Consider the following 14206-nt stretch of genomic DNA (forward strand, 5'->3'; position numbering starts at 1 on the left):
ACACCCCGCTCATGGCATGACGTCGCCGGAGTTCGGGCCCAGGGTCTGGCCGACGAACAGGTTGCCGCCCGGCTCGCTGGCGAGCAGCACGGCGGCGGGTGCCACTTCATCGGCCAAACCGAAGCGACCCAGAGGCAACTCGACGGCCTTGGCGCGTTTCCAGGTATCGCTGATACCGCCCACCAGGGGGGTTTCGATCGGGCCGGGGGCGATGGCGTTGACCAGCACATTGTCCTTGGCCACTTCCAGCGCCAGGGACTTGGTAAAGCCGATCACCCCAGCCTTGGCCGCTGCGTAATGGGTCAATTCGGCGCCGCCCTTGATCCCCAGTTGCGAGGCCACATTGATAATCCGCCCCCAGCGCTGCGCGAGCATATGCGGCAAGGCACGCTGGCTGGCGACGAACACACTGGTGAGGTCGACGCGCAGCATGTCGTTCCACATTTCAAGGGTGAGGTCGACGCAGCGCGCCTGGGTGAGCATGCCGGCGTTGTTCACCAGAATATCGATGCCACCAAAATGCTCGACGCAACGGTCGACACTGGCCTGTGCGCCGTCGACGCAGCCGACATCGGCCAGGCATTCGACGACCTCGGCGCCGAGGTTGCGGCAGGTGATCGCGGTTTCGGCCAGGCTTGCGGCATTGCGGTCGGCCAGCAAGAGGCGCGCACCTTCAGCGGCATAGGCCCGGGCGATGGCGGCACCGATACCGCTGCCGGCGCCGGTGATCACGGCGCGGCGGTTGGTCAGTTGAGGCATGTCAAATCTCCTGAAGCAAACACGGATCCCATGTGGGCAGCTGTCAATCGGGCCAGCGCACGGTCAGGCCGCCGTCGATAATGATGCTTTGCCCGGTCAGGTAGCTCGACGCATCACTGGTCAGGAATTGCACCAGCGCCGCCACTTCATCGGCCCGCCCGACCCGACCCAGCGGGATTGCCCGCGCAGCTTTTGCCAGGCCCTGCGGGCCAAGGGAGTTCTGCGCATCCAGCGACTGCGGCGTCTCGATCAACCCGGGAATTACCGCATTGCAACGAATCCCCCTGGCCGCCAACTCCACCGCCAGCGAACGGCACAATCCCGGTACGCCCGCCTTCGCCGCTGCATAGTGACTGTGCTCCTGCCAGCCATACACGCCGCCGGCAATCGATGAAATCGCCACCAGTGCGCCGCCCTCGCCCATATACCGGGCCGCCGCACGAAAGGTACGCATCACGCCGGTCAGGTCGACATTGAGCATCTCGTTCCACAACTCATCGGTCATCTCCAACAGCGGCGCACGGCGCAGCAAGCCGGCATTGGCCACGGCGTAATCCAACCGCCCGAAATGCTCCACGGCCTGCGCCGCGAGCGCGTCCACCGAGGCGCTGTCGCCTACATCGAGCGGCCACATCACGCACTCGCCGCCCGCCGCTTCCACCAAGCGAACCGTGGTCTGCGGGTCATGTGGATCAGCCGGGTAATACCCGCCCGCCACCGCGACGCCGCTGCGCGCATAGGCCACGGCGAGGGCTTGGCCGATGCCGCTGGCGGCACCGGTGACCAAGGCAACTTTACGCTTCATCGCACACTCCTTATTGAACGGTTTCCGGGCGCACATGGCGCGCGGCAAACATCAGGGCACCGGACAAAAAGCACGGCAGTGCGCCGAACCACAGCGCGGCGGTTTGCCAGTCACTGCCGGCGGACAACACCTGGGTCGCGCCAAACCCGGCGACCACCGCGCCAATCGGCCCCATCGCATGGATGATCGCGCCGCCGGTGGCGCGGATGCTGGTGGGAAAGCTCTCACTGATAAAGAACAGCGCCGCCGAGTAAGGCCCGATCAGGAAGAACAGCCCCAGGCTGTACAGCCCCACTACCATCGGCATGTTGCTTGGCCCGAACAGCATCCCGGCAAACGACAGCCCACCGAGCATCCAGCCCAGGCCGATGACATTGCGACGGCCGATCTTGTCGCCCATCCAGCCGTGGCTGAGGTAACCGCAGTAACCCACCAGGTTGGACAGCACCAGGATGATCAGCGAGTTCTCAAACGAGATGTGGTGCACGCTGACGATCACCGACGTGCCGAGCACGCTGAACACCTGGATCGCCGCCCAGTTGAGCAACAGCGCGGCGCCGATCACCAAGGTGGCGCGCCGCGCCGGGCCACGGAACGCCGCCTTGAGGCCGGCGTTGCTGTGTTCGTCGTAATCCACGCCGTAGGTCACGGCGACGTTCTGCGCTTCGTTCACTGCGCCGTTTTTACGCAGTTCGCCGATGCGTTGATGGATCTGGAATTGCGGGCTTTCCTTGAGCTTGCGCGCCAGGATCGCGATCACGACGGCCGGGATCGCGGCGAAGATGAAACAGCCCTGCCAACCGATGACCGGCAGCAACAACGCGGTCAACCCGGCGGCGATCAACGCGCCCACCGGCCAGCCGCCTTGTACCAGGCTGTAGATGAAGCCACGGCGCTTGGTCAGCCGCGGATCTTGCGAGGCGCCGTACAGCTCACTCAGGTAAGTGGCGTTGACGGTTTCCTCGGCATAGCCCAGCCCGCCCAACGAACGGATCAGAATCAATGGCGACTTGCCCCAAGCCCCGCCGATGGCCGTCAACGCCGAACACAGCGCAGACCCGGCCACGGTGAAAATAATGCCTTTGCGTCGCCCCAATTTATCGACGACAGGGCCGATGGCAAAGGCGACGACCGCCGTGCCCACCGCCACCCAAGTCGCAATCTGTGCTTGCTCCACTTCACTCCAGCCGAAATGCCGGCCGATCTCCGGCAGCAAGGTGCCGAACAGAATGAAGTCGTACACCGCAAACACCCAGGCGAAAAACGCGATCCAGGTCGCGAAGCGCACTTCCTGGGACGTCAGTTGCCGGGGTTTCCAGCCAGTCAGGTCAAGCTTGTTGTAGATGGACATGAATCGCGCCTCGCAAAGTGGGGGGTCGAACGCATCCTGTAGGGTCAGGTACGCGGTTGGCGGCGGATAAAGTCGTCGGCGATTTCGTCGAAGGTGACGAAGCGCACGCCGGCATGGCTCTGGATGTGCTCGATCAAGCGCTCAAGCATCAACAACACTTGCGGGCGACCGGACACGTCGGGGTGGATGGTCATGGTGAACACGGCGTGTTCGTGTTCGCGGTAGACCCAGTCGAACTGGTCGCGCCACATTTCTTCCAGGTGACGCGGGTTGACGAAGCCGTGGCTGTTGGGGGCTTTTTTGATGAACATCATCGGCGGCAGGTCGTCGAGGTACCAGTTGGCCGGGATCTCCACGAGGTCGGTTTCTTCGCCGCGCACCAGGGGTTTCATCCAGGTGTCGGGGTGCTGGCTGTAGTCGATCTTGGTCCAGCTGTCGCCCTTGCGCACGTAGTAAGGGTGGAAGTCGTTGTGCATCAGGCTGTGGTCGTACTTGATGCCTTTTTTCAACAGCAACTCGTTGGTGACCTTGCTGAATTCCCACCAGGGTGCGACGTAGCCGGTGGGGCGTTTGCCGGTGACTTGGGTGATCAGTTCGATGGACTTGTCCAGGACGATTTCTTCCTGCTCGGCGGTCATCGCGATGGGGTTTTCATGGCTGTAGCCGTGCACGCCGATTTCATGGCCGGCGTCGGCCACGGCCTTCATCTGCTCGGGAAAGGTTTCCATCGAGTGACCGGGGATAAACCAGGTGGTGCGCAAACCGTAGCGCTCGAACAATTTGAGCAGGCGCGGCGCACCGACCTCTCCCGCGAACAGGCCACGGGAGATGTCATCCGGCGAATCTTCGCCGCCATAGGAACCGAGCCAGCCGGCGACGGCGTCAACGTCGACGCCAAATGCACAAAGGATATCTTTAGCCATGGTGTGTCTCCTTAAATAGTCAGTACGGATTCGACGGACAACGCGGCCCGTAACAAGCGTGCGTCTTCGCCCATCGGCGCGCTGAGCAGCAGCCCGGTGGGCAAGCCCTGGGCGTCGCGACCGCTGGGCAGGGTGACGCCGGGCATATCCAGCAAGCTGCCGGGCATGGTCAGGCGCAGGGTGGCGAGGTTGGTCTGCACGAACAGCGCGTCTTCGGCCTCCAGCGGCGCCAGCGCGGGGGCCACATGGGCAACGGTGGGCGTGATCAGGATGGCGCCGTCGAGGTCGTCGCTCAGCTGTTGCTGCAATTGCCGACGCGCATCGAGCAGGTGGATCAACTGGCTGGCCGGCAATGCGCGCGCAGCTTCGAGGCGGCGGCGTACGCGGGGGTCGAGTTGCTCGGCATCGGCGCTGTCGAGCAAGGCTTGATGCAAGGCGAACGCTTCGAATGAGCCGAGCCAGCCGTGGTCCCGGATCAGGTCCAGCGTGGCCTGGAACGCGATGCACGGGCGCACGCTGATCAACGCCCCGGCGGTTTTCAATTGATCCGTCGCACGCAGCAGGTTATTGCGCACGGCGGGCTCAATGCCATCCAGTGCGCCCTGCTCCAGTACAAAACGCTGGCCCTTGAGGCTGCGCGGAGTGTGCAACTGCGTACGCCCGTTGAGCAGGTCATCGATGGCAAGCGCGTCGCGCACGCTGCGGGTCAACGGGCCGAGGCTGTCGAGGGTGCGGGCCAGCGGGAACACGCCGTCGCGGCTGTAGCGACGGCTGCTGGCGCGGTAACCCACCACCCCATTAAAGGCCGCGGGAATGCGGATGGACCCTGCGGTGTCGGTGCCCATGGCGATCGGCACGATCCCGGCGGCGACGGCCACCGCCGAACCTGAAGACGAGCCGCCAGGAATGCGTGGCCGGTCAGTGCCATGGGGATTGTGCGGCGTGCCGAAATGCGGGTTCAGGCCCAGGCCGGAATAGGCCAGCTCGCTGAGGTTGGTCTTGCCCACGCTGACCATCCCGGCACGGCACAGCAGCCCCACGCTCGGGGCATCGAGCAAGGCGGCCGGTGCCGTGCGACGGTAGGCGGCGCCGGCGGTGGTGACGCTGCCGGCCACATCGAACAGATCCTTCCAGGCCAGGGGCACGCCATCGAATACGCTCAAGGGTTGGCCGGCGCGCCAGCGAGCGGCGGCCGCTTCGGCCTCGCGGCGGGCACGTTCGGCGCTCAGGCCGATAAACACGCTGGGGGCCATGCTCGCATGGACCAGCACCTGTTCGAGCACCTCTACCGGATCGCTGCGGCCGCTGGCGAAAGCCTCAGCCATTGAAGTGGCGTCTGACACAGTGACGACCCCCTATAAAACGTACTTATTAATAAAATGTACATTTTACAAAAGCAGTTTCCGTGCCAGTCTTAGCGGGTGACTTGTGTATGCCAGTCTGGTTTATCTCTAATAGCTACGGGATAGAGGGGCTGGCATCCGATAGAAAACCCAAAGGAGACCGCCGGGACAACCCGCGACCCTAATAATGTATCTTTTATCAATAAGTACATTTTGGTGCAGAAAAGTAACATGCCTGCCGTAACGGCCCCAGAAAAGTGCCTTTGCCGGGGTACAGAGTGACAGGCGCAACTGTGAGAGAATCCCCGGCCACCGTCCTACCTGACCAGAGAACGCGATGAAAGCAGTGTCCGCCTCGGCCTCCCGCTACGCGATGATTCATCAAGTGTTGCGCGACGCGATCGTCAGCGGTACCGCCCGCCATGGGCTGGTCCTGCTGGAAGCGCCACTGGCCGAATTGTTCGGCACCAGTCGCGTACCGGTGCGCAAGGCGCTGGACCTGCTGCACGCCGAAGGCTTGATCTGCCGCTTCAACGGTCGCGGCTACCTGATCAACCCCGAAGGCCTGGCCATGGAGCCCCTGCGCCTGCCCTTGAGCCATGCGCACCTGGGGCTCAATGGCGAAGTGGAGCTGGTGGACACTCGGCCACTGGGCGAGCGCATCGTCGAGGAAATCGGTGCGGCGCTCTCCACGTGCATCGCCTTCGGCCATTACCGCCTGGACGAACAAGCCGCCGCCGACCACTACGGCGTCAGCCGAGCCGTGGTGCGTGAAGCGCTGATGCGCCTGCGCGACCGTGGCTTGGTCGAGAAGGAGCCCTACTCGCAATGGCTGGCGGGGCCTTTGACCGCACGCGAAGTTACCGAAGACTACGAACTGCGCGCCTGCCTGGAGCCCGAAGCCCTGCGCCAGAGCGCCCCTCACCTTGATCGCGAGCGGCTTGAAACGATGCTGCAGCGCGTGCTGGACGCCCAGGACAACCCTCAGTGCAGCCTGGAAGACATCGAACAGATCGAAGAGGACTTGCACCAGCACTGCCTGGCCGGTCTGCAAAACCGCAAGATTGCCGCGCTGATCCGCCAGGGCCAGAGCCCGATGATCATCAGTCGGATTTTTTACCGTTTACTGGGCATTGGTGCCGACCCTGCGATGTTGGCCGAACACCGGTTGATTCTGGAATTGCTGCTGCACGGTGCGTTTGATGCGGCGGCACTGAACCTGCGTGAACATCTGCAACGCGCACGCCAGCGGATGTTGCAGCGTTTGAAAGTGTTGTCGGTGCTGCCCGAGCAGCCATTGCCCGCTTACCTGCACAAAATCAGCTGACGCCATCGGCCGAGTCACCGCAGGAATTTCATGCAATTTGTTGCTAAGTGCTCGCGGCCATTGAAACCACCACGGTCCCGCCCCATCTAACCTGCATACTTACTGATGCAGGTGCCCCATGAGCGACCAGCAAGCATTCCCTGATTACGATATCAACGACTACGCCGACCCCGAAAACGCAGAAACGCCGTCTTCCAACACCGGCCTGGCCCTGCCTGGGCAGAACCTGCCGGACAAGGTCTACATCATCCCGATCCACAACCGCCCGTTCTTCCCGGCGCAAGTGTTGCCGGTGATCGTCAATGAAGAGCCGTGGGCCGAAACCCTGGAGCTGGTGAGCAAATCCGACCACCATTCCCTGGCCCTGTTCTTCATGGACACACCGCCCGAAGATCCCCGTCACTTCGATACCTCCAGCCTGCCGCTGTACGGCACCCTGGTGAAGGTGCACCACGCCAGCCGCGAGAACGGCAAGCTGCAATTCGTGGCCCAGGGCCTGACCCGTGTGCGCATCAAGACCTGGCTCAAGCACCACCGCCCACCGTACCTGGTGGAAGTCGAATACCCGCATCAGCCCAGCGAGCCGACCGACGAGGTCAAGGCCTATGGCATGGCGCTGATCAATGCGATCAAGGAACTGCTGCCGCTCAACCCGCTGTACAGCGAAGAGTTGAAAAACTACCTCAACCGCTTCAGCCCCAACGACCCGTCACCGCTCACCGACTTCGCCGCCGCGCTGACCTCGGCCACCGGTAATGAGTTGCAGGAAGTGCTGGACTGCGTCCCCATGCTCAAACGCATGGAAAAAGTGCTGCCGATGCTGCGCAAAGAGGTAGAAGTCGCGCGCCTGCAAAAAGAACTTTCAGCCGAAGTGAACCGCAAGATCGGCGAGCACCAGCGCGAGTTCTTCCTCAAGGAACAGCTCAAAGTCATCCAGCAAGAGCTGGGCCTGACCAAGGATGACCGCAGTGCCGACGTCGAGCAGTTCGAGCAGCGCCTGGAGGGCAAAGTGCTGCCGACCCAGGCACAGAAACGCATCAGCGAAGAAATGAACAAGCTGTCGATCCTGGAAACCGGCTCGCCCGAATACGCGGTCACGCGCAACTATCTGGACTGGGCGACCTCGGTGCCGTGGGGCGTGTATGGCGAGGACAAGCTCGACCTCAAACACGCACGCAAGGTGCTGGACAAGCACCACGCCGGCCTGGATGACATCAAGAGCCGCATCCTCGAATTTCTCGCGGTGGGTGCCTATAAAGGCGAGGTCGCCGGCTCCATCGTGCTGCTGGTGGGCCCGCCGGGCGTGGGCAAGACCAGCGTGGGTAAATCCATCGCCGAGTCCCTGGGTCGGCCGTTCTACCGTTTCAGCGTCGGCGGCATGCGCGACGAGGCCGAGATCAAGGGCCACCGCCGTACCTACATCGGCGCCCTGCCGGGCAAGCTGGTGCAGGCATTGAAAGATGTGGAAGTGATGAACCCGGTGATCATGCTCGACGAGATCGACAAGATGGGCCAGAGCTTCCAGGGCGATCCGGCTTCGGCGCTGCTGGAGACCCTCGACCCGGAACAGAACGTCGAATTTCTCGACCACTACCTGGACCTGCGCCTGGACCTGTCCAAGGTGTTGTTCGTGTGCACCGCCAACACCTTGGACTCGATCCCCGGCCCATTGCTGGACCGGATGGAAGTGATCCGCCTGTCGGGCTATATCACCGAAGAAAAAGTCGCCATCGCCAAGCGCCACCTGTGGCCCAAGCAGTTGGAAAAAGCCGGCGTGGCGAAAACCAGCCTGACCATCAGCGACGGTGCCCTGCGCGCGTTGATCGACGGTTATGCGCGAGAGGCCGGGGTGCGCCAGTTGGAGAAGCAACTGGGCAAATTGGTGCGCAAGGCGGTGGTCAAGCTGCTGGATGAACCGGACTCGGTGATCAAGATCGGCAACAAGGACCTGGAAAGTGCCTTGGGTATGCCGGTGTTCCGTAACGAGCAAGTGCTGTCCGGCACCGGCGTGATTACGGGGCTGGCCTGGACCAGCATGGGCGGCGCGACCCTGCCGATCGAGGCAACGCGCATTCACACGCTCAATCGCGGTTTCAAGCTCACCGGGCAGCTGGGCGAAGTGATGAAGGAGTCCGCCGAAATCGCCTATAGCTACATCAGTTCGAACCTGAAGTCGTTTGGCGGTGACCCGAAGTTCTTCGACGAAGCCTTCGTGCATTTGCACGTACCGGAAGGCGCCACGCCGAAAGATGGTCCCAGTGCGGGCGTGACGATGGCCAGTGCGCTGCTGTCGTTGGCGCGTAACCAGCCGCCGAAAAAAGGCGTGGCCATGACGGGCGAGCTGACGTTGACCGGGCACGTGCTGCCGATTGGCGGGGTGCGCGAGAAGGTGATAGCGGCGAGGCGCCAGAAGATTCATGAGCTGATCTTGCCGGAGCCCAATCGCGGGAGCTTTGAAGAGCTGCCGGAGTATTTGAAGGAAGGCATGACGGTGCACTTTGCCAAGCGCTTCGCAGACGTGGCCAAAGTACTCTTCTGATCCCGTAGTGAGCGGGCTTGCCCCCCAGCGCGGGGCAAGCCCTGATACCAGTAAGTTAAGGATTAACGCGGTCACTGTGGGAGGGGGCTTGCTCCCGATGGACTGCGTAGCAGGCCCATTTTTGAGGCCGCTGCGCGGCCTATCGGGAGCAAGTCGAATCGTCGCACCGCCCCTCCCACAATTTATTCATCGCCCACTTTATCGCTTAACTGACTGGCATTAGGGCAAGCCCGCTCACTACAGCAGCTTGTCACACCTTGTCTCATCTTCGGTTATGCTCGCCGTTCGTCGTAAATGAACGGAGGCTCCATGACCGCTGCCCGCCTGCTACTCCCCCTGAGCTTTGCTCTGCTCGCCGCGTGTGCCAGTGCGCCGAAGCAAAACGTCACCGTGGACAGCCAAAGCGCCTGCCCGCTCCAGCTTAAATCCGGGCAAAACCTGATCCTCACCCTACCCAGCAACCCCACCACCGGTTACCGCTGGGCCATCCAGGACTCCGCCGGCGGCGTGCTGCGCGCCCTGAGCCCGGAGGTCTACAGCAGCGCGGAATCCGGCGTGATCGGCGGCGGCGGCCAATCCACCTGGCGCTTCCAGGCGTTTGCCGCAGGCCAGGGCCGTTTGCGCCTGACCTCCCAGCAGCCTTGGGAGCCGGAAGCCGAACCCACTGGGACCTTCGACTGCGCCATTACGGTGAACTGATATGCCCTGGCTGATCCTTGCGTTGATGGGTGCCGGCACCTTTATCTACGGCCTGAGCACTCACGCGGCACTGTTGTGCCTGCTGGTCAAACCCATGCCGGTGCTTGCGCTGCTGGGTTGGCTGCATGATGCGCCGCCCACCGACTATCGACGCTGGATCAGCCTGGGGCTGATTTTTTCCCTGGTAGGCGATGTATTGCTCGCCTGGCCGGGCGACCTGTTTATCTTTGGCCTGGGTGCATTTCTATTCGCCCACCTGGCGTATCTCAAAGCGTATTTCAGCGACTGCCGCCGCTTGGCGCTGCTGCCATTGATACTGGCGCTGGGGGTGGGCGCCGTGCTGTTGAGCATCCTGATCGCCCACGGCCTGGGTGATTTGCTGATACCGGTAGTGATTTACGCAACGGTGATCAGCGCCATGCTCTGGCGTGCACTGGCACGACTGGGCAGCGACGTGCCGAAACGCTCGGCACTGCTGGCGGCTGCGGGAGCGCTGTCATTTGTGTTTTCCGATACGCTGATCGGCATCAATCGGTTCGTCGTGTCGTTCGACGCGGCGCCCTATCTATTGATCGTCACCTACTGGCTCGGCCAGTGGGGCATCACCGCCTCGGCTTTCCATCAGACAACCCGCGCACACGCGGGCCAACTTGGCTAAAATGCCGGCCTTTTCCACATCAATGCCGGAACAACCGTGAGCAAAGAACCCGATCGCCTATTCGCCCAGCCCCTGCCCCAGGTGCCGGACTTCGCCTTTAACGAGGACGTGGTGCGGGTGTTCCCGGACATGATCAAACGCTCGGTGCCGGGCTACCCGACCATCGTCGAGAACCTCGGCGTGCTCGCGGCGCAGTTTGCCCAACCCAACAGCGTGCTCTACGACCTGGGCGCGTCCCTCGGGGCGGTGACCCAGGCCCTGCGCCGCCATGTGCGCACCGACGGTTGCCGGGTGATCGCGGTGGATAACTCGGCGGCAATGGTCGAGCGCTGCCGCGAATACCTCAATGGCCAGGACTCGATGTTCCAGGAGCTGTTGCCGGTTGAAGTCATCGAGGGCGATATCCTCGCGCTGCAGTTCCAGCCGGCCTCGGTGGTGGCGTTGAACTTCACCCTGCAATTTATCGACCCCGCCGAACGCCTGGGCCTGCTGACGCGCATCCGCCAGTCGCTGCTGCCGGGCGGTGCGTTGATCCTGTCGGAAAAACTGCGCTTCAATGATCCTGAAGAGCAGGCGCTGCTCACCGACCTGCACATCGCGTTCAAGCGCGCCAACGGCTACAGCGAACTGGAAATTGCCCAGAAGCGCAGCGCCATCGAAAACGTCATGAAGCCCGACAGCCTCGAAGAACACCGGGAACGCCTATTGGCCGCCGGGTTCTCGAAAGTCGTGCCGTGGTTCCAGTGTCTTAACTTTGCCTCGTTGATTGCCTTGCCATGATTGATCTGTCCCCCCTCGCCCGCCACTTGGTCGGCACTCCCCTGGCGGTATGGGCCCAGGGCCTGCAAGCGCAACTCGATAGCAAGATGGAAAAGGGTCATGGCGACCTGGAGCGTTGGCAGAGTGCGTTGGACGCGCTGCCGCAGATCCAGCCCAGCGAAGTCGACCTGATCAATGGACTGACACTCGACACCGACTGCGACGATGCCACCCGCGCACAGATGCGCACCGCGTTGATGGGCCTGAGCCCGTGGCGCAAGGGGCCGTTCCATCTGTTCGGCGTGCATGTGGACACCGAATGGCGCTCGGACTGGAAGTGGTTGCGGGTGGCGCCGCATCTGAACTTGAAAGGCAAACGCATCCTCGATGTCGGCTGCGGTAACGGCTACTACATGTGGCGCATGCTCGGTGCCGGGGCTGACAGCGTGATCGGCGTGGACCCTAACTGGCTGTTCTTCTGCCAGTTCCAGGCGGTGCAGCGTTACTTGTCCGAACCCAAAGCCTGGCACCTGCCCTTCCCGTTCGAAGATCTGCCGGCGAATCTGGAAGGCTTCGATACGGTATTTTCCATGGGTGTGTTTTATCACCGCCGCTCGCCGATCGAGCATTTGCTGGCGCTGAAAGACACCCTGGTCAAAGGCGGCGAATTGGTCCTGGAAACCCTGGTGGTGGAAGGCGACCAACAGCAAGTGCTGGTGCCGGAAGATCGCTACGCGCAGATGCGTAACGTGTGGTTCCTGCCGTCGGTACCGGCGTTGATGCTGTGGCTGCGACGGGCCGGGTTCAGTGAGGTGCGCTGTGTGGACGTCAGCGTAACGACGGTGGAGGAACAGCGTGGCACGGAGTGGATGAAGTATCAGTCGTTGAGTGATTTCCTCGACCCCGATGATCACAGCAAGACCATCGAAGGGCTGCCGGCGCCGATGCGGGCGGTGATCATCGCCAAGAAATAACGGTGATCACTCACTGAAGCAATAGAGATCAAATTGTGGGAGGGGGCTTGCTCCCGATAGCGGTGCATCAGTCATAAATAAACTGACTGACAGGCCGCCATCGGGAGCAAGCCCCCTCCCACATTTTTTAATCTCCAGGGTTGCTTAAACGGACGGGCTTGGCTCGGCGGGCCTTGAAGAATTCGCTCAGCACCGTGCCGCACTCCTCGGCCAGTACGCCCCCTTCAAACAACACCCGATGGTTGAGAAAACCCTGGGTGAAAAACTGCCCCTGGCTCTGCACAATCCCGGCCTTGGGCTCCAGCGCGCCATACACCACCCGCGCAATGCGTGAGTGCACGATCAGGCCGGCACACATGCTGCACGGCTCCAGGGTCACATACAGCGTACTGCCGACCAGCCGATAATTGCTGATCGCCTGCGCGGCGGCGCGGATGGCGACCATTTCGGCGTGGGCACTGGGGTCGTTGCAGCTGATAGGGCAGTTGAAACCGCGGCCGATGATTTCACCCTCCTGCACCAGCACCGCGCCTACCGGCACTTCACCCAATGCAGCGCCTTGAGCGGCGAGAGCCAGGGCTTCGCGCATGAAGTCCTGGTCGCGGCTGCGGTCGATAATGGCTGCGGGACGGATCTGGCGCATTACGCCACCTCGATGGCGGCCATCAGGCCGGTTTCCATGTGGTCGATCACGTGGCAGTGGAACATCCACACCCCCGGGTTATCCGCCACCAAGGCCACGCGGGCACGCTCATTCTTGCCCAGCAGGTAGGTGTCGGTGAAGTACGGGATCACCTTGTGGCGGTTTGAAGCGATCACCTTGAAGCTCATGCCGTGCAGGTGGATCGGATGCTGGTACTGGGTCATGTTCTTCAATTCGAAAATGTAGCTCTTGCCCTTTTCCAACTTGGCAATCGGGCGGTCGGCGCAGGTCTTGTCGGTGACATCCCAAGCCTTGCCGTTGATCTGCCACAGGCTCGGCGGTTTACCGTCGTCCACCGACACGGTGCCCACCCATTCGAAATTGAAGTTGAGTTTCTCGGCGTTGGCCAGGTCCGGCTCGCTGATCGGGTTGGCCGGCAAGGCTGCAGGCCATTCGGTGGGTGCATCGGTGTTGGCCACCGAGCGGAAGGTACCGAGGCGCACCGGGCCGTTGCGCAGGGAGAGTTCTTCACCCGCCGGCGGCGCCTTGATCGCCAGGCAAATCCGCATGCCAGGGCCCAGCCAGTACTCCTTGCCCAGTGGGCGCGGCTCGACGGGGTTGCCGTCCAGGGCGTAGATCTGCGCTTCGGCGTCGGGAATATTGAGGCGATAGGTCAGAGTGTTATCGAGGTTGAGCAAGCGCACACGGGTAATCTGCCCGGCCGGCAAATCGATCACCGCCTGGGAGACGCCATTGATGGTCGACAAACGCCCGGCAGTACCGCCACGCGCCGCCTCACGCGGTACGCTGAAAGCAACAAAGGCGCCCTCCTCGTCCACGTGCCAGCTTTTCAGGCTCAGGGTGCGTTCGTGCTTGAAGCCTGTAGGCTCGCGCTCTTCGATGATCAACGGCCCGACCAGGCCACGGCCGAGTTCTTCACTGCTGTTCACGTGGGGGTGATACCAGTAGCTACCGGCATCGGGAACGCGGAATTTGTAGTCGAAGTATTCACCCGGCAACACCGGCAGCTGTGACACGTACGGCACGCCGTCCATTTCCAGCGGCAGGCGAATGCCATGCCAGTGGATCGTGGTAGCGACCGGCAGGTGGTTGATGAAGCGCACGCGCAGCCATTCGCCCTGGCGCACGCGCAACTCGGTCCCCGGCGCCGAAGGGCCGAACGCCCAGGCTTGGGTCTTGTGTCCCGGCACCAGTTCCACGTCCAGGGGCGCGGCGATCAACTCGTAGTCATGCCCCGCTTCAGCCTCGGCGACTTTCCCCAGCCAGTAGCGATAGGCACCACCGGCCCCCACGCCCACTACGGCAAGGCCGGCGAGGCCACCCAGGATTTGTCGACGGGAAAAGGATCGGGACACAACAACCTCACGTATCTGCCGCAGGACCAAGCCCTGCAAAGGGCAGATAC

13 protein-coding genes are annotated in these 14206 nt (G+C 62.5%); 6 read left to right on the plus strand and 7 right to left on the minus strand.

Annotated elements, in window-relative coordinates:
- Positions 1-9 precede the first annotated feature (9 nt).
- From DK870_RS05365 to DK870_RS05385, 5 genes are read right to left on the minus strand one after another with little or no spacing between them, the layout of a single operon-like run.
- Positions 10-759, minus strand: a complete 750-nt coding sequence (locus DK870_RS05365) for an SDR family NAD(P)-dependent oxidoreductase (RefSeq protein WP_161548197.1) — start codon at positions 757-759, stop codon at positions 10-12.
- A 43-nt stretch (positions 760-802) separates the two neighbouring features.
- On the minus strand, positions 803-1564 hold the full coding sequence (locus DK870_RS05370; protein WP_104995611.1) for an SDR family NAD(P)-dependent oxidoreductase: 762 nt from the start codon (positions 1562-1564) through the stop codon (positions 803-805).
- Between the two features lie 10 nt (positions 1565-1574).
- Complete coding sequence (locus DK870_RS05375) at positions 1575-2915, minus strand: MFS transporter (protein WP_161548198.1); 1341 nt, start codon at positions 2913-2915, stop codon at positions 1575-1577.
- A 44-nt stretch (positions 2916-2959) separates the two neighbouring features.
- Positions 2960-3838, minus strand: coding sequence for a polysaccharide deacetylase (locus tag DK870_RS05380; protein ID WP_010212857.1), 879 nt, complete (start codon positions 3836-3838; stop codon positions 2960-2962).
- 11 nt (positions 3839-3849) lie between these two features.
- Complete coding sequence (locus DK870_RS05385; protein ID WP_161548199.1) at positions 3850-5181, minus strand: amidase; 1332 nt, start codon at positions 5179-5181, stop codon at positions 3850-3852.
- 337 nt (positions 5182-5518) lie between these two features.
- Between DK870_RS05385 and DK870_RS05390 the strand changes: the two genes are divergently transcribed.
- The 6 genes from DK870_RS05390 to cmoB all read left to right on the plus strand — a co-directional run bounded on the left by DK870_RS05390 (position 5519) and on the right by cmoB (position 12137).
- On the plus strand, positions 5519-6508 hold the full coding sequence (locus DK870_RS05390) for a GntR family transcriptional regulator (RefSeq protein ID WP_161548200.1): 990 nt from the start codon (positions 5519-5521) through the stop codon (positions 6506-6508).
- 118 nt (positions 6509-6626) lie between these two features.
- Positions 6627-9047, plus strand: coding sequence for an endopeptidase La (gene lon, locus DK870_RS05395; protein ID WP_090366551.1), 2421 nt, complete (start codon positions 6627-6629; stop codon positions 9045-9047).
- Between the two features lie 309 nt (positions 9048-9356).
- Positions 9357-9746: a protease inhibitor I42 family protein gene (locus DK870_RS05400; protein ID WP_161548201.1), complete on the plus strand. Its 390-nt coding sequence runs from the start codon at positions 9357-9359 to the stop codon at positions 9744-9746.
- Between the two features lies 1 nt (position 9747).
- A complete protein-coding gene (locus DK870_RS05405; protein WP_104995607.1) occupies positions 9748-10404 on the plus strand; it encodes a lysoplasmalogenase in 657 nt (218 codons plus the stop codon).
- A 36-nt stretch (positions 10405-10440) separates the two neighbouring features.
- Positions 10441-11184 (plus strand): carboxy-S-adenosyl-L-methionine synthase CmoA, encoded by a 744-nt coding sequence (gene cmoA / locus DK870_RS05410; RefSeq protein ID WP_104995606.1) that lies wholly within the window; start codon positions 10441-10443, stop codon positions 11182-11184.
- Positions 11181-12137, plus strand: a complete 957-nt coding sequence (cmoB, locus tag DK870_RS05415; RefSeq protein ID WP_161548202.1) for a tRNA 5-methoxyuridine(34)/uridine 5-oxyacetic acid(34) synthase CmoB — start codon at positions 11181-11183, stop codon at positions 12135-12137. The genes cmoA and cmoB overlap by 4 nt, the downstream gene beginning before the upstream one ends.
- Before the next feature lie 127 nt (positions 12138-12264).
- Here cmoB and tadA read toward each other — a convergent pair whose 3' ends face one another.
- Both tadA and DK870_RS05425 read right to left on the minus strand, forming a co-directional pair.
- Positions 12265-12780, minus strand: a complete 516-nt coding sequence (gene tadA, locus DK870_RS05420) for a tRNA adenosine(34) deaminase TadA (RefSeq protein ID WP_161548203.1) — start codon at positions 12778-12780, stop codon at positions 12265-12267.
- Positions 12780-14156, minus strand: coding sequence for a multicopper oxidase family protein (locus tag DK870_RS05425; RefSeq protein ID WP_161548204.1), 1377 nt, complete (start codon positions 14154-14156; stop codon positions 12780-12782). The genes tadA and DK870_RS05425 overlap by 1 nt, the downstream gene beginning before the upstream one ends.
- Between the last annotated feature and the right edge of the window lie 50 nt (positions 14157-14206).

The sequence above is a fragment of the Pseudomonas sp. Q1 genome (genome assembly GCF_009935975.1).
Lineage (GTDB): Bacteria > Pseudomonadota > Gammaproteobacteria > Pseudomonadales > Pseudomonadaceae > Aquipseudomonas > Aquipseudomonas palleroniana.